The 24,387-nt window shown below is 35.1% G+C and carries 19 protein-coding genes and 1 tRNA gene; 5 read left to right on the plus strand and 15 right to left on the minus strand.

Annotated elements, in window-relative coordinates; genetic code table 11:
- Nucleotides 1-4 precede the first annotated feature (4 nt).
- A complete protein-coding gene (locus tag QTL86_RS14835; RefSeq protein WP_410495268.1) occupies nt 5-2,032 on the minus strand; it encodes an alpha-glucuronidase in 2,028 nt (675 codons plus the stop codon).
- A gap of 146 nt (nt 2,033-2,178) precedes the next feature.
- On the opposite strand from QTL86_RS14835, the gene QTL86_RS14840 reads away from it, so the two are divergent.
- Nucleotides 2,179-2,976 carry a helix-turn-helix domain-containing protein gene (locus QTL86_RS14840; protein WP_127065582.1) on the plus strand — a complete coding sequence of 266 codons (798 nt, stop codon included), beginning with the start codon at nt 2,179-2,181 and terminating at the stop codon, nt 2,974-2,976.
- Nucleotides 2,977-3,050: 74 nt separating this feature from the next.
- Here QTL86_RS14840 and QTL86_RS14845 read toward each other — a convergent pair whose 3' ends face one another.
- The 3 genes from QTL86_RS14845 to QTL86_RS14855 all read right to left on the minus strand — a co-directional run bounded on the left by QTL86_RS14845 (nt 3,051) and on the right by QTL86_RS14855 (nt 5,025).
- The gene (locus QTL86_RS14845; protein ID WP_013655593.1) at nt 3,051-3,293 is read right to left on the minus strand and encodes a DUF6171 family protein; all 243 of its coding nucleotides are present in this window, start codon (nt 3,291-3,293) and stop codon (nt 3,051-3,053) included.
- Entirely contained in the window at nt 3,294-4,793 is a 1,500-nt protein-coding gene (locus QTL86_RS14850) for an alpha-N-arabinofuranosidase (protein WP_410495269.1), read from the minus strand.
- Between the two features lie 73 nt (nt 4,794-4,866).
- Nucleotides 4,867-5,025 carry a hypothetical protein gene (locus QTL86_RS14855; RefSeq protein WP_190283502.1) on the minus strand — a complete coding sequence of 53 codons (159 nt, stop codon included), beginning with the start codon at nt 5,023-5,025 and terminating at the stop codon, nt 4,867-4,869.
- On the opposite strand from QTL86_RS14855, the gene QTL86_RS14860 reads away from it, so the two are divergent.
- Nucleotides 5,026-5,111 (plus strand) — tRNA-OTHER (locus QTL86_RS14860). It abuts the gene before it with no gap.
- Between the two features lie 467 nt (nt 5,112-5,578).
- Here the strand turns inward: QTL86_RS14860 and QTL86_RS14865 are convergent.
- Complete coding sequence (locus QTL86_RS14865) at nt 5,579-7,222, minus strand: ribulokinase (RefSeq protein WP_127065579.1); 1,644 nt, start codon at nt 7,220-7,222, stop codon at nt 5,579-5,581.
- Nucleotides 7,223-7,234: 12 nt separating this feature from the next.
- Entirely contained in the window at nt 7,235-8,716 is a 1,482-nt protein-coding gene (gene araA, locus QTL86_RS14870) for an L-arabinose isomerase (RefSeq protein ID WP_127065578.1), read from the minus strand.
- Nucleotides 8,717-9,033: 317 nt separating this feature from the next.
- Here araA and QTL86_RS14875 point away from each other — a divergent pair, with 317 nt between their 5' ends.
- A complete protein-coding gene (locus tag QTL86_RS14875; RefSeq protein WP_127065577.1) occupies nt 9,034-10,053 on the plus strand; it encodes a LacI family DNA-binding transcriptional regulator in 1,020 nt (339 codons plus the stop codon).
- A gap of 232 nt (nt 10,054-10,285) precedes the next feature.
- Here the strand turns inward: QTL86_RS14875 and QTL86_RS14880 are convergent, their stop codons facing one another.
- The 6 genes from QTL86_RS14880 to aroD form a co-directional block, all read right to left on the minus strand.
- The gene (locus QTL86_RS14880) at nt 10,286-10,819 is read right to left on the minus strand and encodes a hypothetical protein (RefSeq protein ID WP_127065576.1); all 534 of its coding nucleotides are present in this window, start codon (nt 10,817-10,819) and stop codon (nt 10,286-10,288) included.
- Nucleotides 10,820-11,038: 219 nt separating this feature from the next.
- Nucleotides 11,039-12,184: a toxic anion resistance protein gene (locus tag QTL86_RS14885; RefSeq protein ID WP_410495271.1), complete on the minus strand. Its 1,146-nt coding sequence runs from the start codon at nt 12,182-12,184 to the stop codon at nt 11,039-11,041.
- An 87-nt stretch (nt 12,185-12,271) separates the two neighbouring features.
- On the minus strand, nt 12,272-13,966 hold the full coding sequence (locus QTL86_RS14890) for a vWA domain-containing protein (protein ID WP_127065574.1): 1,695 nt from the start codon (nt 13,964-13,966) through the stop codon (nt 12,272-12,274).
- A gap of 26 nt (nt 13,967-13,992) precedes the next feature.
- Nucleotides 13,993-14,727, minus strand: a complete 735-nt coding sequence (locus tag QTL86_RS14895) for a hypothetical protein (RefSeq protein ID WP_410495272.1) — start codon at nt 14,725-14,727, stop codon at nt 13,993-13,995.
- A 183-nt stretch (nt 14,728-14,910) separates the two neighbouring features.
- Nucleotides 14,911-15,780, minus strand: coding sequence for a shikimate dehydrogenase (locus QTL86_RS14900; protein WP_127065572.1), 870 nt, complete (start codon nt 15,778-15,780; stop codon nt 14,911-14,913).
- Between the two features lie 99 nt (nt 15,781-15,879).
- Nucleotides 15,880-16,644 carry a type I 3-dehydroquinate dehydratase gene (aroD, locus tag QTL86_RS14905; RefSeq protein ID WP_410495273.1) on the minus strand — a complete coding sequence of 255 codons (765 nt, stop codon included), beginning with the start codon at nt 16,642-16,644 and terminating at the stop codon, nt 15,880-15,882.
- A 223-nt stretch (nt 16,645-16,867) separates the two neighbouring features.
- Between aroD and QTL86_RS14910 the strand changes: the two genes are divergently transcribed.
- Nucleotides 16,868-17,758 (plus strand): LysR family transcriptional regulator, encoded by an 891-nt coding sequence (locus QTL86_RS14910; protein WP_127065570.1) that lies wholly within the window; start codon nt 16,868-16,870, stop codon nt 17,756-17,758.
- A 228-nt stretch (nt 17,759-17,986) separates the two neighbouring features.
- On the opposite strand, the gene QTL86_RS14915 is transcribed toward QTL86_RS14910, so the two are convergent.
- The 3 genes from QTL86_RS14915 to QTL86_RS14925 all read right to left on the minus strand — a co-directional run bounded on the left by QTL86_RS14915 (nt 17,987) and on the right by QTL86_RS14925 (nt 22,913).
- Nucleotides 17,987-19,351 (minus strand): dicarboxylate/amino acid:cation symporter, encoded by a 1,365-nt coding sequence (locus QTL86_RS14915; protein ID WP_243118644.1) that lies wholly within the window; start codon nt 19,349-19,351, stop codon nt 17,987-17,989.
- A 249-nt stretch (nt 19,352-19,600) separates the two neighbouring features.
- The gene (locus QTL86_RS14920; RefSeq protein ID WP_127065569.1) at nt 19,601-20,806 is read right to left on the minus strand and encodes an MFS transporter; all 1,206 of its coding nucleotides are present in this window, start codon (nt 20,804-20,806) and stop codon (nt 19,601-19,603) included.
- 106 nt (nt 20,807-20,912) lie between these two features.
- Nucleotides 20,913-22,913 carry an FAD-dependent oxidoreductase gene (locus QTL86_RS14925; protein ID WP_127065568.1) on the minus strand — a complete coding sequence of 667 codons (2,001 nt, stop codon included), beginning with the start codon at nt 22,911-22,913 and terminating at the stop codon, nt 20,913-20,915.
- A gap of 309 nt (nt 22,914-23,222) precedes the next feature.
- Between QTL86_RS14925 and QTL86_RS14930 the strand changes: the two genes are divergently transcribed.
- Nucleotides 23,223-24,287, plus strand: a complete 1,065-nt coding sequence (locus tag QTL86_RS14930; protein WP_127065567.1) for a LacI family DNA-binding transcriptional regulator — start codon at nt 23,223-23,225, stop codon at nt 24,285-24,287.
- Nucleotides 24,288-24,387 lie beyond the last annotated feature (100 nt).

The raw sequence follows: 24,387 nt of genomic DNA on the forward strand, positions 1-24,387 counted from the left end.
TCTACTACTCATAAATTTTTCTATTTTTACTATCCCCTATACCTGTTCTTCTGTAAAAGTAAGTATTGACCACATCCCGCCATTCTTTAGCGTCCTTTAGCTGAACTTCTAAGCCTTTGCTCACTGCATTATAAAAATCTCGGTCTATACTTCCATCTAGGCTTTCCCATGCTTTTTGATAACTTCTTACTTGCTCTACACCTTCAAAGTGAACATCATATATATATTGTAATAGTGTCCTTCCATCTTTTAGCTGATAGTCATAAGACACATGATGGAAAAATAAAAGAAGCTCTTCTGGGCAAGTTTTAATATCTTCGTACAAACTCCTATTGGGTTCTAGATACTGATTGACATAACCTGTTCCTGTTTTCGAAGTACGATCAACACCTATACCTTTGTAGTCTGCATAATGATAAGTTCCCCAAGGTGAATATTCATAGCCTTCAATATTAGGACCATAGTGATGGCCTACATTAACCATCCAGCCTATACCTAAAGGTTCAGTATAATCTTCATAAGTTTTTCTAGACGTTAAAAGTATTTTACTGACTACCTCATGAACTTTTTTATCTAATCCTAATGTAAGACTAATCCATTCATCCGCAATTTCTTTGGAAGATAAATGAGGATTCCAACATAGTCTACCAAAACCATATAAATTAGCAGCTGCCATAGGATTTCCGCTCCAGCACTCACTGTCTCCAATATTCACAACACCTGCTATGCCTGTTTCTTTATTACCAAATAAATTGCCACTTACAATATCTTTAATCCTGCTATTTTCTCCTTTTGCATAAGTATCAAAATCCAGGCATTCTTTCCACATAGGTACCAAAAAGCAAATATGCTTTTGTTGTCCTGTATATTCTTGTGTGATTTGAAATTCTAAAATTTGATTAGTATTTTTAAGTCCTCCAAATAATGGCGATAATGGTTCTCTAATTTGGAAATCCATAGGACCATTCTTAATTTGCAAAATTACATTATCATTAAATTGGCCATCTAAATCTATGAAATGATCATATGCCGCTCTAGCTCTATCTGTTGTCCTATCTCGCCAATCCACATGGCAGTTATAAACAAAGCATCGCCATATAACAAGCCCTCCATAAGGTCTTACAGCATCTGCTAGCATATTGGCTCCTTCTGCATGAGTACGTCCATAAGTAAACGGTCCAGGCCTATTTTCTGAGTCTGCTTTCACTAAAAATCCACCTAGATTGGGAATTACCTTATAAATGTGCTCGGCTGTTTTTCTCCACCACTCTCTGACCTCTGTATTTAAAGGATCTGCATTTTCTAAATGATCAAGACTAATAGGCGCTGCAAAATTAATACTCAGGAACAGACGAATACCATAAGCTTCAAACACCTTAGCAATACGTGCAATATCCTTTAAATAAATGTCTGTAATAAATTGAGTCTCATAATGATGAACGTTTACATTATTGATACAAATACTATTAATACCTACAGAAGCTAATAACCTAGCATAGTCTTTAATCCTACCCATGTCTTGTATGATTTCATTGTTATGATAAAAGATAGACTTTCCTGCATAACCTCTTTCAATACTACCGTCACTATTATCCCAGTGGTTAATCATTCTTATTTTATTAGTGGGTTCTTCTTTAATCTTTAGTCCTTGAACAGGTATTTGCCTTTTAATAACTTGTATCAATCCAAATGCACCATATAAAATCCCGTTACAACTACTTGCATGGATAAGAAGCTGATTGTCTTCTGCGACCATTTCATAAGCGCCTTCCTTTAATCCATAAGTCTCTGCAACGTCTAAGGCGATATGTGCTTGTACTGGCTTTTTGGTTACTACGTCCATACTTAAGTCAAAGTGTTGCAGAAAAAACAATTTTAGTTCATCAATGGCTGATTGAATTACCCCTTCCTTTAATAGGTCCTCTGCGCAGTAAATTTGATTGCCATAAATCCATTCTTTTGATTGCTTTTTATGTAGTTGATAGTCCAGCCAGCAGTGATACATTTTACTTTTCTCGTTACCATTCATCATACGCTTCCTCTTTCTTATTGATTATTAAATTTCGAAAAATGTATTTGTATTTTTTATATGCTCATTTTATAATACGAGTAGTATAAACGCCATGTATAAACTACATAGCATTTGTAATTTTTCAAGTTTTATTAAAGGAGAATCTAATGAATCAGAGTTTACCTAATTATGATAATCTTATCGTTACCATTTGCTATTTCATTTCTAGGCAATGTAATCCTGACTGGATTATAGAAGAGAGCCGTATTGATTTCATCGACATGACTTATATTTATAGTGGAGAAGCCGATTATGTTATTAATCATAAGACCTATCATGTCAAAGCTGGAGATTTACTTTGTATTCCTCAACATAGTCTGCGTTCTGCTACCACTAATCCTCATAATCCCATGATGTGTTATCCTGTTAATTTTCTACTTCATGACTTTGAACATAACGAAGTCTCTTTGCCATTCCCCATTGTTTCGCATATTGGCATTCTTGACTCTCTTATTCACTTTTATCAGGAGCTTAATGTAGCTTGGTTAGAGAAAAAGCCTGGATACATACTTCATTCACGTACGCTCTTTACTGGCATTTTATATAGACTACTTTCTCTCCTTTATTATCGCAATGATTTAACCTTTATAGACCCCCGTATCAGGAAGGTTATCTCTTATATTGCTCAGCATTATACTGATAAACTGTCAGTAGAACTACTGGCTGAATTAGTCGGACTTAATCCCGTTTACTTTGGTAACTTATTTAAGCAATGTACCGGCTACTGTGTCAAAAGATATATCAATCAAATCAAAATTAACCATGCTGAAAATCTACTCTTAAGTGGTGAGTTTACTATTACAGCTACTGCCTTAAAGTGTGGTTTTGATGATATCTACTACTTCAGCAAACTCTTTAAGGATATTAAAGGATACTCTCCTTCACAAGTTGGTCAGTTTCATTAAAAAGTCATGCCCTTTCATCCATACCAAAATAGCTTATGCCCCATACATATGAGACATAAGCTATTTTTCTAATCTTACCATTTTTTATAAGGACAATAATTACTTTGCACAGCTGCTCGCATTTCAACAAAGCAACCACAATGCTTGCACATACCATTGATGAGAGACTGACATTGTTTACATATTGCAAGCCTGCTTTCATAAAGAATCTCTTCTGTTTTAATTTCTTTATCTAACTGTTTAATATAGGTAAACATATTTTCATAGTCCAACCTTTCATCTAGGTCTCTTATCAAACAACGTTTACACTCTCTCATCTATTTAATCTCAAAATGTAATACACTACATGCTGGTATTGTAAACTTGAGCTTTTGATCTACCACACTAAAATCTTTAAATTCAGTAGGTTGCACCTTCTCTGGCTGGTCAAAACTATTATAGTCATCCATTCTTGCTGTTAAGACTGTAGCTTTGACTTGTTGTATATTCCAATCTGTAAAATGGCTTTCTACTTCATAAGACTCATTAACAGATAAATTATTAATAGTTATATTAACTACGCCATTTTTATCTACGGAAACAGATTCATGTAAATTAGGAACTTGGTGATCTTCCTTTCCAATCATAGTTGTCTCTATATAACTATCTACAAGTGTGGCCTCTTGATGATTCTTGTATAAATAAAATACATAATAAGTTGGTGTTAATAACATCTTTTCTCCTTCTGTTAAAATAACAGATTGAAGTACATTCACTATTTGAGCAATATTAGCCATTTTAATACGATCACAGTGCTTATTAAAAATATTTAAATTAATTCCTGCTACCAAGGCATCTCTCATTGTATTTTGTTGATATAAAAAGCCTGGATTTGTACCTGGTTCTACATCAAACCATGTGCCCCATTCATCTACTATAAGCCCAATTTTTTTCTGTGGATCATATTCATCCATTATCGTGCTATGGCGTTTCACTAGCTCTTCCATATATAGCGTTTTATTAAGTGTTTTATACCATTCTTCCTCATCAAACTTAGTAGCACTTCCTTTATGTTCCCATGAACCTGGTACTGTATAGTAATGTAAGGATAAACCATTCATGTGCCCATTTAAGTGCTTTGGCGTATTCTCAAAGCAAGTTTTTAACACCGTTTTAGTCCATGCATAATCATCACTGTTGGGACCACAACAGATTTTATTAATTTTCTGTTCATTATTATAATCTCTTATGTAAGTCTGATAGCGCCTATACATATTGGCATAGCCTTCTGGTGTCATATTGCCACCACAGCCCCAGTTCTCATTTCCTACACCAAAATACTTAACTCGCCATGGTTTTGAATGGCCATTTTCTGCTCTTAGATTAGCCATAGGTGATACCCCGTCGAAAGTGAGATATTCTATCCATTCACTCATTTCTTGAACAGTGCCACTTCCCAGATTGCCACTAATATATGCATCACAACCAAGTTGCTCACATAACTCCATAAACTCGTGTGTTCCAAAACTATTGTCTTCTACTACGCCACCCCAATGAGTGTTAATCATCTTTTTCCTATTTTCTTTAGGACCTATTCCATCTTTCCAGTGATATTCATCTGCAAAGCATCCACCTGGCCAACGCAGTACTGGAATACCCATTTCCTTTAATGCTTCAACTACATCTTTTCGCATGCCATTGATATGAGGTATCGTAGAGTCCTCACCTACATAAATACCTTCGTAAATACATCTTCCCAAATGCTCTGAAAAATGCCCATAAATTTCTTTATTAATATGTCCCTTCTTAATATTAGGATTAATATACAACTTAAACATACTGCACATCCTCTCTTCGTTAATTGGTCACTCTATAAGTCTCTATTCTAAATAGCACGCTGAATGTAATCCATTAGTTTTGGCCATAATAAGCCTGTGCGCCATGCTTTCTCAGAAAATGCTTATCTAATAAATCGTGCTGCATCCCAACGCTTGTATGATTTAGCAAAGTAGTTTGCCAAGCCATCTTACATACTTCTTCTAGTACTACTGAATGATAGACAGCTTCCATAGCATTTTTCCCCCAGGTAAAGGGGCCATGTTCTTTGACTAATACTGCTGGAATATGCAAGGGTTCAATTCCCTTAAAGGTTTCCACAATCACCTTTCCTGTTTGCGCTTCATAGGATGCTTCAATTTCCTCCTTGGTCAAATCTCTTGTACAAGGAATCGTTCCATAAAAATAATCAGCATGTGTAGTTCCCATAGCTACCACACTACGTCCTGCTTGAGCAAAGCTTACTGCCATAGATGAATGTGTATGTACAATCCCTCCCACCTCTGCAAAAGCTTTATAAAGCTCTATATGTGTAGGTGTATCTGAGGATGGTTTATAGCTTCCTTCTACTACTTTTCCTTGTAAATCTACTATGACCATATCCTCTACCTTTAGGTCTTCATATGCTACTCCACTGGGTTTAATAACAACAAGTCCTGACTCTCTATCAATGCCACTCACATTTCCCCATGTATAAACAACAAGCCCTCTTTTAGGTAATTCCATGTTTGCTTCCCATACTTCCTGCTTTAATGCTTCTAACATAATAGGCCTCCTTCCTTCTATGCTAATTCCATTGGTTAGCTTCAAGCATTTTTCCTACTTTAAGGTATTTTTTATAAAGTTCTTGATAGAGATCTACTTTTTCTGCTTCTGGCATATATACCTTTTCTATCTCACTTGCCATATTTGCCTGGGCTTCTTCCACCGTTTCATAAACTCCACCAACAACTGCAGCAAAAATAGCTGCACCAACTGCTACTGATTGCTCTGACTTAGCTACCTTAATAGGCATATCAAGTACATTTGCTACAATTTGCATATTAAGAGGTGATTTTTTAGCAACACCCCCAATTGCTATCACCTCGTTAATTTCTATGCCGCTTGCTCTAAAACATTCTACAATTGCTTTTGCACCATAAGCTGTTGCTTCAATCAGACTTCGGTAAAGCATAGGGGCATTACTTCCTAGACTAATACCCGTAATAGCACCCTTTAAACTTTGATTGGCATAAGGCGTTCTGCGGCCATTCATCCAGTCAACTGCAAGTACACCACTAGTTAATGGATCAACTTGCTCTGCTTCTTGCTCTAGTTCATAAAGTATCTTAGCTTCTACTTCTTGCTTATAAGCCTCTGGTATCCATTTTAATGGCCAAGTCAGTATGTTTTTATACCAAGCATAAATATCCCCAAAAGCTGATTGACCTGCTTCCATTCCTATCATACCTTTAATAACAGAACCATCTACTTGCCCGCAGATGCCTTCAACAAGTTTTTCTCCTACTATTTGGGCATCCTCTATTAAAATGTCACATGTAGAAGTACCCATTACTTTTACTAATGCTTTAGGTTTTATACCTCCTCCTACAGCTCCCATATGGCAATCAAATGCTCCTATCCCTACCTTTACTGCTTCTGATAATCCAAGTGCACTTGCCCACTCAGCCGTTAAAGTACCCGCCACTTCATCTGCTGTATAGGTTTCCTCAAATAATCTTTCCCTTAATCCACTTAAAAGAGGATCTATGCTTACTAGAAATGCTTCACTTGGAAGCCCGCCAAATTCTTTGTGCCACATAGCCTTATGCCCTGCTGCACACCTAGACCTTTTAATTTCTTTAGCTGATTTAACACCGGTTAAAAGTGCAGGAATCCAATCACAATGCTCTACCCAGCTATAAGCAGCTTTCCTTACAGCTTCATCCACTCTTAACGTTCTGAGAATTTTAGCAAAAAACCACTCTGAAGAATATACGCCTCCTATATACTTGGTATAAGAGGTTCCTTCCCAAGTCTTAGCTACTTCATTAATTTGGGCTGCTTCTTTTACGGCTGTATGGTCTTTCCACAAGATGAACATGGCATTAGGATTATCTGCATACTCTGGTAAAAGTGCTAAAGGTACACCTGCTTCATTAATAGGACAAGGTGTTGAACCTGTTGTATCAATACTGATACCTACAATATCATTAGCTATTTCTTTTCCTACTCTATCTACAGTTGTTCTAACCACATGTTTAAGTCCTTCTATGTAATCTAATGGATGCTGTCTAAATTGATTTTTAGTGGCATCACAGTATCTACCTTGCTTCCACCTAGGATAATAAAACACTTCACTAGTTAACTCATACCCATTATCTGTATCTATAATGACACCTCGACAAGAATCACTGCCATAATCTATCCCTATAACATACTTCTTATGCATATGTTTATCCCCTTACCTTAATTTCCAAATTAACTCATTCGTACGCAAATCTTGTTTCAATCTAAGAATATCAGTAGACTCATTAATAATAACATACTCAATATCCATTATCTCTGCCCAATCTACTAAATCCTCTACTGTCACCTCATGGGAGAAAACTGTATGATGTGCGCCACCAGCTAAAATCCATGCCTGTGCCCCTATCTCTAAAGAAGGCTTAAGCTTCCAAGTCGTTCTTGCTACTGGTAACTGTGGCAGTTTATGAGGTACTTCAACAGCTTCTACCTCTGCAATAATAAGTCTCATCCTACCACCCATATCAATAAGAGAAGCACATACTGCTTCTCCAGCTTTTCCATCAAACACTAATCTTGCCGGTGCTTCCTTTCCACCGATGCCAAGTGGATGTACCTCAATACGAGGCTTTTCATTGGCTATAGTTGGACATACTTCTAACATATGAGCACCTAATACCATTTTGTTTTCTGGATTAAAATGATACGTGTAATCCTCCATGAATGATGTTGCTTTATTATCTGCTATTATTTTCATGGTACGTGTAAGTGCTGCTGTTTTCCAGTCTCCTTCACCTCCATAGCCATAACCTTTTTCCATTAACCTTTGTGTTGCAAGACCTGGAAGTTGTTTCATACCATATAAATCTTCAAAAGTATTTGTAAATGCTTGGAACTTGCCCTCTGTCAAAAATTGCTCCAAGGCAATTTCCATTTTCGCCTGTTCTCTAACATGCTCATATAATTCTGTTCCCTTGTCACATTCAGGTGCAAAATTATATTTCTGTTCATACTCCTCCATAAGGCCATTTATTTGATCATCTGTCACTTCATTTATTCTAGTTACTAGATCTCCTACCCCATAGCTATTAATAGACCAACCAAATTTGATTTGAGCTTCTACCTTATCGCCTTCAGTAACAGCCACTTCTCTCATATTATCTCCAAACCTTACCACCTTCAGCTCCTTAGCAGTTGCTGCTGCTAGTGCAACTCTCGCCCATCTTCCAATCTTTTCTTGTACTATTGTATCTTCGTAATAGCCTACTACTACTTTACGTCCTATTCCCATTCTAGTATAAATAAATCCATGTTCCCTATCTCCATGTGCTGCTTGATTAAGGTTCATAAAATCCATATTCATTGTTTCCCATGGGATATCTCTATTAGCTTGTGTATGTAAATGTAAAATAGGCTTTCTTAAAATTTTAAGTCCATTAATCCACATTTTTGAAGGAGAAAAAGTATGCATCCATGTGATTATGCCTATACATTTATCCTCATTATTGGCTGCTTTACAAACTTCAAATATTTCATCTGAAGTAGTGACTGTTTCCATACACACTATTTTTAAGGATATTTTTGCAGTATTATTTAGTGCGTCTACTATTTTTCTAGAATTTACTGCTACTTGCTTTAATGTTTCTTCTCCGTAAAGATGTTGGCTTCCTGTTACAAACCATATTTCTTGCTGACTCATTTACATCCCTCCACTCGTTTGTTTACTAAACACTTCATCTGTTAATTAGAATTTACCATATGTTTTTAATTTAAACAATATTATTTTACTAAATTTTATGCATTATGTTATTAATAACTATATCTTGGTCAATATTATGTTTATTTTTGCTTATTATTGATTTTTATTCTGTATTGCACTGTGCTTTTTGTTTAGTAAACACATTTTATAATTGATTGACTTACCTCTCTTTTTTTTTTACAATAAAGCTAGTCTTGAAACGCGTGTTTTAGCTTTCCTATAAATAATAATTTTGATATACATAATGAGGTGTTAGTATGGCAACTATTAGACAAATTGCTGCTTTGGCAGGTGTCTCTGCAGCAACGGTCTCCAGAGTCCTTAATCATGATGATACAATTAGTGTCACCAATGAAACTAAGAAAAAAATCTTTGAGACAGCAGAACTCCTTTCTTATCAGAAACCAGCCAAAGCAAAAAAAAGTGTAGAATCAACCACTAAGTCTCCTTCAATATGCATTGGACTCATCCATTGGTTTGATGAGCTTCAGGAGCTTAATGATCCCTATTTTATCTCTATTCGTATGGGAATTGAGGAAGAATGTAATAACCAAGGCATCATGCTTCAAAAATTTTTTAATACTGATATATCACCTTCTGCTCTTTCTCAATATACTTTCGATGGGTTAATCATACTTGGAAAATTTACAAAAGAACACTTAAAATTAATCGAGCCCTATTCATCAACTATTGTTCTTATTCATTCTCTGCCTGAAAATACTAACTATGATTGTGTGCATGCAGACTTCACCAAAATAACAACTGATATACTCAACCATATTATTTCCAAAGGCCATACAAAAATTGGGTTTATTGGCGGACGAGAAATTCTATCCGATCATACTACCCCATTAGTAGATGAACGTGAAACTACTTTTAAAAATTATCTACAGCTTAACGATCTCTATAATGAAAATTACGTTCGCATAGGCCAATTTAATTTTCAAGAGGGATATGCTCTAATGAAGGATCTCCTTAAACAAAATGAAAACAATCTCCCTACCTGTATATTTGCTGCAAGTGATACTTTAGCCATCGGTGCACTCCGAGCTATTACAGAAGCAGGTTTATCCATTCCAAATGACATAGCTTTAATTGGATGTAACGATATTCCAACCTCTCAGTATACATTTCCTCAACTTTCTACTGTAAAAATTTATACAGAACTTATGGGGCAAACAGGAGTAAAGCTTTTAATGGATCAAATTAATACAAAACGAACTGTACCATTAGAAGTTACAGTTCCTCATAAGATTATTTTGAGACAAAGTTGCTAATTTGAATATCCTTCTTTCTTGATTTCCATAGTGACTCAAATGGATCCTTACTATTTATATAGAGGGAGATTATATAGCTTTGCAAATGAAAAATAAAAAGATTATAAAAAATAAAGAAGCCTTTCAGAGTCCTAACACCCTAAAAAGCTTCTTTATTTTTCTATATATCATGTGCTTATTCTACTACAACTAGCTTATGCTTCAGCACCTAACTGTATTACCATAATAAATCTCATTGGCAGCATCCTAAGGACCTTATTTCATTATTGCCACTCACTACGATTTCCCACATATGCCCTCCTAAAAGATTTTCTCTAGCTGTAAAGAACATACTTATTTCCATTTTTACCTCATCATCCGTAGCACTTATGCCAAACCCTATTTCATCACAATGTAAAACGTATGCTAAGAAATCTTCTAAAGAAATAGGTAGTTTTAGTCGTACACCATTCTCCATTTGAATATATTCTTGTTTGTGATGATTTCCCATATAATTTCTCACTGTGGTTAGAACATTTCCTTCTGACAACAAGCATTCTATTAGTTTATCTTGATTAGCTTCGATCCATTCTAGGCGTTCTTGAATCTCTGGTAGATTTTCTTCTATGACCTGAGTCAGTTTGTTCATGTATACTTCTTCATTTCCTTCATCTTCATCAATCTCAATGTTAAATACTATATTGACACTATGCTTCCACATTTCTGTTAAATATGTAATCTCATCAATTGCTTTTATTATAAAATCTTTCGTTTCTAATCTTCGCATTGCGACCTCCTTGTACTTTTTTCTAAATATTATAACAACTTTTTCTCTGAAATTCTACACTTATTATTTGAATAAAACTTCAATCTACAGCTAATATCCTTATGCTTATTAAAACTCAGCAATATAAAACCCCACTAGAGAGAAATTTATCTCATCTAGTGGGGCAAAATTAAATTTTATTCCTAACCTTATTTATTACTTTATATTCATACTTATATGTTATTGCACGCTCCCTAGCTGAACATTCTTTTCTAATTTTTGTATCTCCTTCTCTCCCTTTTCTGCTAGTTCTCTAAACTCTGCTATGGTCTCTTTCATCTTAGGTAAGGCTTCTTGTTTATACGTACTAATCGCTTCTAAGGCCGCCATTGTATCTGAAAAAGCACTTTTTAAAGTCTCTACAGAAACATTAGCTTCCATAGATTGTTTATGAATATCTGCTCCTTGCTGCTTCAACATATTAGCAGTGCCACTAATTAATTGATTGGTGGTTTCATTAAGCATTTCTATTTTCTTAAGTACAATCTTTTGATTATAAAGGGCACTAGCTACCATAGTGGCAATTCTAAGCGCTGAAATCGTTACATTCTTCGCACGCTCTACCCCTCTAATAAGCTCCTTATTATTTCTTCGAATCACTTCTATGGCCATAATCCCCTGCTGATTAACAATAATCATTTGTTGCATATCCATAATCCGTTGTCTCAGTGGGAACAGCACCTCTTCTGAAATAAATCTTATTTTATCAGCATCCTCATTAGCCGCCCTAGCCTTATCCACTTCCTGTGAAATAGCTTCATCCATAAAGCTTCCCATCTCTATTTCTTTAGCTAGCTTCTTGGTTAAATCCCGAAGGGCTACTTCTTCTATTTCTAGCGTGGTATTATCATTCTTCAAAGTATTTTTCCCTCGTTCTAGAGAAGCAACAATATCATTAATCACACTATCTGCTTTTTGATATTTTTCAAAATAAGTCCTAATAGGGTTAAAAAACTTACCTAAAAACCCGGTTTTAGTAAAATCAATTAAGCTAGGATCTAAATTCTTCATTTCATGTTGCAAAGCTACTAACCCTTCAGCAACTTCACTGCCTTCTCCACCAAGCTTAGATAAATCCTTAATAGGCACTTGTAATAAGCTATTTTTCTCGGAGGACTTTCTAATGGTCTCTAGTCCAAACTCCTCTATGCCTTTTAAAACAGTACTTCTCTCCTCTAATGAAGTCATGTCTATCTTCACAAGATTAGCTACATTTTGGTTTGCTATATTCTTTAGAGCCACAACCTCTTGAGGCTCAGGCTTAATCTGCTCTATAATCTCCTCTTCAACTGCCTTACCATCCACTACTTCCATAGAAAAATCCATCTCATTTTCCTCCCAGCTGGCTTATACTAATCTTATTTCTATTACTTTTTACTAAAAGCGTTCTTTACCACATTGCTCCTGACTGCTCTACATCTGCGCATTAAATAAACTAGCCAGCTTGTAAATGACGTCATCTGACTCTGCATTAATACTTGCCGCTTCATTAATACTGGAAATATTGTTAAGTGCTGATATATTGGCATTATAACCAATGGTATATACAGGGATTTTAAGGGTTCTTAAAATCCCCTCTATGTCATTAAGTGAATGTCCTCTGTTAGTTTCTCCATCACTTAAAACAAACAACATCAGCTTGGCATCGGGATTCGCTGCTTTTTCTTCCATTAACATTTTTAGTGCTACAATCATGCCATCAAAGGTAGCTGTACCGCCACTTGCTTCAAGATCCATGACTGCACCAGTAAATAAAGAACGTTGATTAAGGTCAAATTTTCCTATTGGCAAATTAATATTCACATCGTCCGAGTAAGTCACTAAACCAATTGAATTGTCTTTTCCTATATATTCAGCGCCTGTTATAAGTGATTTCTTTAAATTATTAAGTGGCTCCCCATCCATGCTGCCAGAGATGTCCGCTACAAATACAGCTGATATTTTCTTAGTACCGTTCTTCTTTTCCTTCCATAGCTTTTGTGCCTTTGTAATCTGCTGCTTAGCTACACTCTGCATTTCTGATTTATACTCATCTAACCCATTAAAGCCGTATTCAACTGCTTTTGCTGCATAAGTTTCGGAACTTGCAAAATGAACAAACTCCCTTAAAATAGCTTGTTTTTCTGTACTCAAATCACCTATAGCATAAATAGGGCTATCGTGTCTTATCCCAAACGGCGTAAACACATAATCATCTTTTAGTTCTGCATCATTGATATAAGTTTGATATTCCATAATAAAACCATCTAGTGCCCCTGTCTTAGCAGATTCTCTCATTTGTAAGGTTGTATAAGCTACAAAAGGAATGTTTTCCTGGAATTTTTCAAATCCACTAATAGCCGTTTCACTAAGAGGATTCTGACCATCAAAAGTACTTAGGGTAGATAGTAAAAAGTTAAGTCCCGTAGAGCTCGCAAAGGGATTCGTATATCCCATAGCTATTTCATTATTAGCTACTGCATCTGTTATAGTTTTTAAGTTAATAGCTCCATATTTCTTAGTTAACTCATCATTTTTACTTTTAGCTAAAACAATACCTGCCACATTTCCTACTAATCTTTCTTTAAACAAGGTAACCTTACTTCCTTGGTCACTTAGCATATCCCCCCATAACTCATTAGAAGGTGTATACGCATCCGGCACATATTTACCAGAGAGAATATAATCTTTGCCTAGACCTGAGGCTACATTACGTACTTTTACTGATACAGTATTTCCATTAATTTGTATGCCTGCATGATTAAAATCCTCTGCTACTTCATTTAACCAGCCATCTTTATCACTACCTGCTTTCTCTGGTGAAGCGAAAATTTCTATGTAATTATCTGTTGCATTCTCTACTGTTATAGGACTTTTATCAATAGCCGGTAAAGTATCTTCCAAAGCTGTTTCCTCTAAAGCCACGGGTTCTTTCCTAGCTTCTACGTTTTGAACTGATACTCTCTTATAAAGTGAATCTAATCTTTCTGTAGCATTTTCCGTACTGATCACTCGTTGGTCCTTGCCTCTATCTTGAGTAAACGAAATTCCTAGATAAATCATTCCAAACATGACGGCGGCTAACACCGCTAATAAAATGACTGGTTTCTTGCTATTTCTCTGCTGCATGTCCTTTCCTCCTTACTCCTTAAATGCTATTGATAAAATTTAGCTTTACTAATTAATTCATCTATTTCTAACATTGCAGGCATTGCTTCTACCTCACCATCTTCCAGGCTATTAAATTTAGAAAGCTCTAGTAGTAGTTGATCTAACTTTAATAAAATCTGCTCATTATCTTCTATGCTATGTTCAATAAAGGTGATATACTCCTCATAAACCTTTCTTTTTTCTTCCTCAATACGATTAGAGACCTTAGTTTTTTTCCCAGTAATTTGGTCATACTCCTCTTGATCAAAAACATTTAGCTTATTGACCATACTTCTTAGATTCAGATAAAAGAGTTCTTCTATTTGTTTTAAAATGCCCTTAAATTTTATATAACTTAATTCCTCTAAGGTGAATTTTTGAAGTAACACATCATGTATGATGGCATTCTTTTTATCTAACCGTTCTATTTGCTTAAGTATGTAAAAAATGCTTTTAGTAAACGTCTTCTTAACTGCATTTTGCCGTATAGCTATCTTGTAGTCCTCTTTACTTTTAAGTTCTGTTCCTAATATTACCTTTTCTTGAACAATAAAATAATGTACATTCCCCCATATAAAAATAATAATACTCATTAAAATAAGCGTTCCTCCTAGTGCCCCTTCAAATGCACTTTCTCCTCGTAGCTGTAACCCTATAAAGCCTTGAGAAAAAAAGATAATATTAGTAATAATAATCCCCAGATTTAATGCTACTGCCTTTATCACTTTATAAATTGGCATTTTCCATCCCCTCATTTATCAATCATATAACCTTAAATTATACCTTTTATCTAGTTTATGAATAACTTGCCCTAAACATTACAATAATAAAGAAGCTATTAGCAGATGACTTATTCATCACCTGCTAATAGCTTCTTTGATTAATAGTTTTTGTTCATTTACTCGATTAACTCTCAAATTTAATTATTCTAATCCTAATACTTGTTTTACATGGTCAACTGGCATCTCTTCACCCGTCCACATTTTAAAGCCTGCTGCTCCTTGATAAATCATCATACCAATACCATTGATTGTTTTACATCCAACTTCTCTAGCCATTTTTAATAAAGCTGTCTCAGCTGGTGAATAAACAACATCTGATACAATAAGCTCTGGTCTAAGGAAAGAAGCATCTGGAATATAAGTTTGTCCTTCAAGAGGTTTCATACCCATACCTGTTGCATTAGTGAAGAGTGCACTTGTTGCAATCTCAGCTTTTAAAGCATCAAGGTCTGCTAAGTCAAATAATTTTGCTTTACAAGCTGTTTTTTCATTAATTGTTTTTACTGTGTTCTCTGCTTTTGCAAAAAAGTCATCTTTGATATTAAAAATGCTTATTTCAGTAACACCATCTAAAGCTGCTTGAATAGCAATGGCTGTAGCTGCCCCACCAGCACCAACTAATGTCATTTTTTTGCCGATAATATCTACACCAGCTTCCTTGATTGATCTCATGTAACCAGTACCGTCTGTAATATGTCCTGTAAGTACACCATTATCATTCACAACTGTATTTACTGCACCACACATTTCTGCTGCTGGTGATAGTTTGTCTAGGTACTGCATAATAGCTACTTTATTAGGCATAGAGACGTTCCACCCTCTTACGTTCATGGCTCTAAAACCATTCACAGTAGCTTCTAACTCCTTGTTACCTACTTCAAATGCAAGATAAGCATAGTCTAAACCTAATTTAGCAAAGGACTCATTATGCATAGTAGGTGATTTTGAATGTCTAATAGGTGTTGCAATTAATCCAATCAGTTCTGTATGTCCTGTAATTCTTTCTGCCATCGTTCAAGTCTCCTTAGTTGTCTTCTGTTATTATGATATTTCTCTTATCTATTCATAAGACTCTTGCGGTTAATGTCAATTTAAATTGACTTAGCCCGTCTACTTACTTTCATGTAAAATTTCAAGTACTTGTGCTAATTTTTCTACTGGTACTTGTCCTGGTGCTGATGCCGCTTTAGCTGCTCCAAAGGTGAGAGCACTTCCAAAAGCTTCTCCTGCTAAACGACTTATAACGCCAAGTCCTGCCATAGACATTGTAATAATAGGTCTGTCTGCATGTTTTGTTACCATTTCGTTAGTTGCACTTAAAAGCGTTAGTACATCTTCTGTAGTTTGTGGCATAACTGCAATTTTAGGAAGGTCAGCATTCATTTCTTGCATTTTACAAAGACGACTAATAATCTCTTCTTTAGCTGGTGTCTTAAAGAAGTCATGATTTGACATAACTACCTTTACATTTTTACTATGAGCAAAATCTACGATTTCTTTTACTATCTCATCACCTGTGAAAAGCTCAACATCAATCATATCCGCCATGCCTGTTTCAGCCATAGCTTTATTTAGCTCTGCATAGTAATCTATACTAACCTCCCTTTCACCACCTTCTTTTTTGCTTCTGAAAGTTACAAGAAGAGGTAAATCTCCAAGCGCTTCTCTAAGTACTTTTAAGGATTCTTTCATTTGATCAATGTCTTCTACTTCTTGGTGATGATCAATACGCCATTCTACTACATCAAGATTCAGTGTTTTTAAGAAATTGGCTTCTTCAATAAGTTCTTTATTATTTTTCCCAATAAGAGGCACACAAATTTTTGGCATACCTTCTCCAAATTTAACATTTCTCACTTCTACGATTTGCTTCATAATCTTGTCTCCTTTAGGAATACTATTTATATAAATCAATTTATTAATATTTTATAGTAATTTCTTGCAACTTGCACTGTTAGTTAATTTTTTAACACGTTTGTTTATGTTCTCATTATACCTTTTCTATTTTGATAAATCTAATACTTATTTTTATAATTTTTAATAGATATATTCTATCAATTATGGTAAACTATGTAAAACACAAAGGAGTATGTCTTACATGAATTTAAACCAGCTTTATTACTTCAAAACAGTAGCTAAGGTAGAGCATTTTCGCTATGCTGCTGAACTGTTAAATATATCACAGCCTAGTTTGAGCTATGCCATTTCCAGCTTAGAAACAGAACTGGGTGCAGAACTTTTTGAAAAGCAAGGACGCAATGTTACTTTAACAAAATACGGTAAAATCTTCCTGGCTTATGTGACAACAGCCCTGGATACTTTAGATGAAGGAAAAAAACAAATTGAAGCCTTAACCAATGAAAACTCTGGTCATATTGATATTGCTTATGTAGCTCCCTTAGCTTTTCACTATATTCCAGAGACAGTACGAAACTTTCTAGATCAACCGCATCTTCAGCAACATGAAATCACCTTTACTTTTAAACAAGCTTTTACAGCTTATATTTTAGAAGGCTTAAAATCTGGGACTTATGATTTAGGCTTTTGTTCTTATGTAGAAGATGAACCCTTAATTCACTTTGAGCCAATCTGTAAGCAAGAACTAGTTGCCATTGTACCACCTCATCATCCACTTGCTAGTTTTGAGCGAATTAACCTTAAACAACTTGAACCCTATCCTTTTGTCGGATATGCCAAAGGAAGTGGTCTTGGCAAGATTACACGTCGTCTTTTTAAAGAAGCTAAGCTTCATCTTCATATCATCTGTGAAGGCGAAGATGAAACAGCCCTCTTAGGCTTAGTTGCCCAAAGCTTTGGTGTCTCTGTCATTGCTAAAACAGAAGCGCTTGAACATATTAATGTGAAAGCTATTCCGCTCAATCATCCTGACCCTACACGTACGATTTATTTAGCATATGTGAAAAATAAATATTTGACCCCCATAACCGAAAGCTTTATCAGCTATATCAAAAAACATACTCACCTTTAATATCAATAATGTTTTATCAATATCGGCAAGTTCTATAAGACATGAGCCATAAAAAAACTCCCGCCCTCTTGTTTATTTTCAAAAGGACGAGAGCATTCTCTCGTGTTACCACCTTAAGTTTATAGATTACTCACGTAACCTACCTCTTCGAGTACACCTTACCTGTGCAGGCTATATATTAAGTTATTTACTGTTATATAGATGCTCATTTTGTTGTCAATAGCTATTTTACTCATTATAATATACTTTTTTATCAAGACTACCTTCTGAGGCCGCTACTACAACTGCTGTAGCTGCATCTCCCGTTACATTAAGACTAGTAGTAACCATATCTACTGGTCTATTAATGGCAATAATTAAACTATAAGCAATAATCGTTGCAGGGTTATTATAACCCATTGAATTAAGTACCGAGAATAATATAATGGCTGAAGCCCCAGGTGCGGCTGGTGTACCCACAGAAGCAATTAAAGCTAATACTGCAATAACCACAATATTTTTATACTCTAAACTATAGCCGGAACTTGCTGCAATAAAAATAGTAGCAATGACTTGAGTAATAGCAGTTCCATTCATATTAATGGTCATTCCTAATGGCAGGATAAATGAGGCAATATCCTTATCAACACCTAAGTCTCCTACAGTTGTTCTTTCATTTAATGAAAGTGCTGCTGCTGACGAGTTAGCAGAAAAAGCTAAAAGCGCTACCTTGGCAATCTTTTTCATAAAAATAAATGGATTTAATCTTGCTACTAAAAAGACATATAAAGGATATGCAATAATTAAATAAAGAATTGCTGTGCCACAAGTCGTCAAAATATAAACTAATGCTGGCTTTAAATGTTCAATCCCATATACTGCAAAGGTACGTGTAATTAAGATAAATACTGCTACAGGACTAAATTTAATAATCACAAAGTTTAAAAAAACATTAACGACCTTATTAATATCTAGTAAGATTTTCTTTAAAACAACAATCTCTTCTCCTCCAGTATTGATACAAAGTCCTATTACAACAGCTAAAAATACAACAGCCAACACACGCCCATTACTTGTGAATACACTAAAAATATTATTAGGCACCGCATCTAATATGACCATTAGAGGATTTTGCCTTGAAGCTACTTCTACACTTGCATTTCCTTCTAATGCTACATTAAATAAACCCATCTTATAAACAAGATAGCCGATGGTTCCTGCTGTAATTAACGCAAAAATAGAGGTCGTTAAAAAACCCAATAACGTTTTATATGAAATTCTCCCTAATTTCTTAGTATCACTAATTCTGCACATAGCCAGTGCAATAGATGAAAACACCATAGGTACAATAATAAATTGCAAAGCATTAATAAATAATTGCCCTAAAATATAAAAAATCCCAAAGCCATTTGTCCCTTCTTCTGTACTAATATCTACGAAGAAGATCCTATTAATTTGTGCCCATAAGCTGGCATTTCCACTCTCAATTAAATACTCTCTTAAAAAAATCAGTACTGTCCCTACTGCAAGTGCAAGTATTAAGGATATTGTCATTCTAATAGCTAACTTGTTAGAACTATCCTTCGTTCCCCTTAAGTCATCTCTTGTGTTCATTATGGACTCTCCTTTACTTAATCTATTTTTCATCCCATACTATCACCTTTGCTATTTTCATTACTTTCCCTCAGACTTGATTTAGATTACTATTATGTAACATATCTTATTTTTAAGTCTGATTAAAGCTTATCCCCGAGCTCTCATAGTAGAAGTGTTAAATATCTTAAAAATTAAAGGGATAGCTTATAGTCCTTTTGACTTATGATAAGCTACCCCCAATCATATTATTCACTTTTGCTTTAAATACTACGCTTTTTTCATAACTCTGTTATAACGGAAGTTAACAACAAGTGCAAGGATTACTCCCACTGCTGTTATCACAATATCTAAAAGAATGATATGACCTACATTAATATCTGCAAGCTTACCACAAACTGCCGGAATAATGAAGGATGAAATACTTGATGCGCTATATACAAGACCTGTAATGGTTCCTTTATTAACTGGGAACAGTTCCGCCATTGATGTAAGTGCTAATTGAAGTACACCACCTGCTGCTGTGAATCCAATGACTACTGCTGCAATTTTACACACTAATACACTTGGGAACATCCAGAGAATAACAAGCATGATTAAAGAAATAAGAGGGTATACAAATACAAAGCGTACTTGTTTAATCCACTTTGCAACTAATGCTGATGTAACGAATACAGAAAGTAATGATCCTGTACTATAAAGACTTATAAGCATATTTGCTGATGCTTCTTGCATTCCTGCTGCTCCTTGCGCATAAGTTGGAAGCCATGAAGCAATAATCTGGAATGTTGATGTTGCAGTGAAGCCAATAACGATAAGAGCAATTCCTTCAATCCACATATTAGATTTTGGTACATCTTTTATTTCTACTACTTCTTTAGCTCCTTCAGCTTCTACTGCCTTAAATGCTGGAAATGGTACTTTTAAAAGAACAAGTCCACATAATACTAATACTGCAATACAGAAAAAGAATGAATAACCGTAATACATATTATTGGCGATTAAGAAACTAATAATGATTGGAAGTAATGAAGAACCTCCTGAAATAAAGGCCTTAATCATAACACTTGCTGAACCTTGTGCTTCTTCAAAACACTCCATAAGTGCTGGATAAGTTCCTGCATCTAAAAAAGAATTTGCCATACCAGCAAGAAGACCAAAGATAAATGCCACTGTTACGTTTTTAGAGAATAAGATTCCTACAAAGAATGTTATATAAGTAACAATCCCTATTAAAATAAAAGGTTTTCTACCATATTTATCTGAGAGTTTCCCAGAGATGAAAAGTACGATAAAACGTCCTAACCCAAGTGCTGAAATAACCATACCAATCCCAGCTGCATCTGTTGCCCATTGTGCCATTAAAGCTGTTTTATTTTGAGCAAGAATGATTCCACCCATACCATGTACAAAGTAAACTAAGTACATTGCGAGGGCTGTAAGTAAATACTTGTTTTTGAAAATATTCTTTTCCATTTGAGTTAAATGCTCCTTTGATGTCATTTTACGTTAATTTTTTATCAATTCAAAGCAAATGACAAGGGCAATTTGATTGCCCTAAATCATTTACTCTGCTGAATCACTATTTTAATAAGCCTTGTTTTTCAAGTTGAAGGAGAATATTTCTTCCTTCCTCAATCCCTGCAAGAATTTTTCTAGCTCTTAAGCTGTCTCCTATATTAAGGACTTTAACGCCTTTTGTTCTAAAGTACGCTGTCATCTCTTGTACATGAGCATTTTCTGCTCTCATACCAAGACAGATGCACGCAAGATCAAATTCAAGGGTAATATCGTTTCCTTCACTATCTTGGCAAAGCATAGCCTTATCTGTAAGTTCCATAAGTGATGTACTTGTAAGTGTTTGTACATCATGGCTTTTAATAACTTCAAGCATACCTTTTCGAGATACTGGGTCAAGATCTTGACCTACTACTGGAAGTCTTTCAAGAATTGTTACAATAGCACCTTGTTGTGAGAAATATTCCACACAATCAAGTCCTACTGCTCCTGCACCAGCAATTACAACACGTTTCCCTTTCATATTAGGTACTTTGTCTAAGTTAGCAAGTAGTTTAGTAATTGTGTAAACATTTTCATTGTTTAAGTTTTTATCGAATCCTTTTATTGGTGGAAGAAGAGGTACTGACCCAGTTGCATTCACAACAATATCTGGTTTAAATTGCTCTACTTTCTCAATAGTTGCTTCAGTATTTGTACATACATAAAGATTCTTAAGATCCTTCGCACGTTCTTCTAAATAATCAACAAAGAATTGTACTTTTTTCTTATCTGGGAATTTAGCAATCTCCCGTGCTAAGCCGCCTGTTTGTTCTCTCTTTTCAAGAAGTACAGTACTGCATCCTACTTCTGCTGCTGTGCAAGCAGCCTCAAGTCCAGCTGTACCACCACCAATAACAACCACGTTAGTTGGCTCTGTTACTTTACGGTTTCTGTACTCATTTTCATTAATAAGGTCTGGGCTTACTGTACAAGTAATTGGTCTGTTCATGTAAACACGATTTGTGACACATCCAATGTTACATGAAATACATTTACGAAGTAATCTTTCGTTACCTGTAGCTACTTTGTTAACCCATTCTGGTTCTGCAATTAAACCACGACCCATACCGATAAAGTCTGCCATTCCTTCAGCAAGTACTTTTTCAGCAATCTCTGGAGATCTAAATGATCCTACCGTCATTGTTGGTTTGCCAAACTTTTCTTTAACAGCTTGTGCTTGATTTGCTCTCCAACCTTCTTCAAGCCCCATAATATCTACTTGCATATGAAGTGTATCATTGACACCTGCTGAAATATCATACATATCTACATACTCATCAAGGTAAGTAAGCATTTCAAGTGTTTCATTAAGGTCACGACCTTTTTCCATAAACTCATCACCAGATACTCTAAGGATGATTGGGAAATGTGGACCTACTACTGCTCTAATTTCTTCAAGTACAAGTTTTGTAAAACGCGCTCTATTTTCTACACTACCACCAAATTCATCTGTTCTATCATTTGTAAGTGATGACATAAATTGTGCTAATAAATAAGAGTGCCCTCCGTGTACTTCTACTGCATCAAACCCAGCAATCTGTGCTCTTCTTGCAGCACTTCCAAACTTTTTAGCAATTCCGTAAATTTCCTCCACTGTTAATGGTCTGGGGATTGCCCCCCCTTCCTTAGAAGGAATATGAGATGCTGATACTGGTTGTAACCCTTCAATACGCTCAGCAATAGCAGATGCCCCAGCATGATTGATTTGAAGAGCAATCTTTGAGCCATGTCTGTGCACACGGTCAGTAAGTCTCACTAATTTTGGAATATATCTGTCATGATCAATACGGATTTGTGTTGTTCCGTTTGAACCAAGTGGATAGTCAATATTAATATTTTCTACGATAATCAGACCTGTACCACCTTTAGCCCTTTGTTCGTAGTATTTTATATGTTCATCTGTGAATTCACCTGTTGCTGCTGCAAAATTTGTACCCATTGGTGTCATCACAACTCTATTTTCAATTGTTAAGTTCTTAATAGTAATGGGACTTAAGAGATGATTATAATGTGTGTTCGCCATTTTCTTCTCCTCATTTAGTTGAATGTATTATAAACAGTTATTGTTAAAATTTAAACTAACAGATATGAGTATAAGAAAATTTTCAAATTATGTCAACCTATTTTATTGAAATTTCATCTGTTTTCCTAAAATTACATGAAACAAAACTGAAACAATTTTAGATTCAGCTATTTGTTTCAGTTCCATTTTCATTTTTATTTCTTTCTCCCCTATTCATCGAAGCTATTTCTAGATAGACTTGACATAAGAGATAGTGTATACTATAAACACTAAAAATCAGCTAAAATAGATGTACAAGAGGTTATAAAAATGCGCAAAGTAACAGTACAAGATGTAGCTGCACTTGCAGGAGTGTCTCCAGCTACTGTTTCAAGAGTCTTAAATGGTGGAAGTGTTAAAGAAGATTTGGCTAGCAGAACTTATGCCGCTATTGAAACCTTAGGTTATGAAATTAAAACCAAGAAAAAGCATAATATAAGCCGAGAACATGCTTTTATAGGTGTGATTGTGCCTGATATTAGTAGTCCTTTTTATTCAGAAATTGTTTCAGGAATTTTAAAAGAAGCCTTACTTTATCAGTATGAAGTTATTATCAAATCTAGCGAAGGCTCTCAGTATAAGGAAAAAGAGTGCTTGGAGCAGCTTTCTCATTTACCGCTTCATGCACTCATTTATTATCCTATGGCTACTATTGACTATCTCTATGAAATAGATATTTATAAACAAATTGCTATCGTTATTGGTGGTAGAGAAAATATCAGTACCCCTTTTTCTCATGTCTATTTTAATAATGAAAAAGCAGGTTACTTGGCTACTAAATACCTGACTAAATTAGGTAAAAAGAGAATTTATTATCTAGGTCCAATACATGAACTTGAAAAACCTATTACCAGTATCCAAGAACTCCTTTCTCTAGAAGAAGAACCTAATAAAGGATTTTATGTTTCACTTAAACGACTAGAAGGTTATAAAAAGGCCTTATCTGAAGAAAATATTCCTTTTGATTTAGAATTAGTTAGCTTATGTGGCTATACTTGGCAAGATGGGTATGAGGCAGCTAGAGCTATTATTACTAAAATGTTAGATGTAGATGCTATTATTGCTGTTAATGATATGGTTGCTACAGGTATGCTTAAATTTTTAAAAGAACAAGGGATTCGTATACCTGAAGACTTATCTATTATTGGATATGATAACCGAAGCATAGCTGAAATCTCTGAGCCACCTTTAACAACCATTGATCAAAACGCCTATGAATTGGGCCGCGAGTGTGTGCTAAGTGCTATGAAACAGCTTCAAGAACATAAGATAGAAAGTAGATCCTTAGATATCAATTTAGTTATTAGACATTCTACAGCTGCTACTAATTTATAGCCCACTTTATATGTCTGTAATATACGATCAAAAACCCCGTCTCATCAGGCTTTGATGCCTTTTGAAGACGGGGTTAATCATTCTATGATATATCCACTTT

Origin of the sequence: Cellulosilyticum sp. ST5 (genome assembly GCF_046529625.1) — a bacterium.
GTDB classification, from domain to species: Bacteria; Bacillota; Clostridia; order Lachnospirales; family Cellulosilyticaceae; genus Cellulosilyticum; species Cellulosilyticum lentocellum.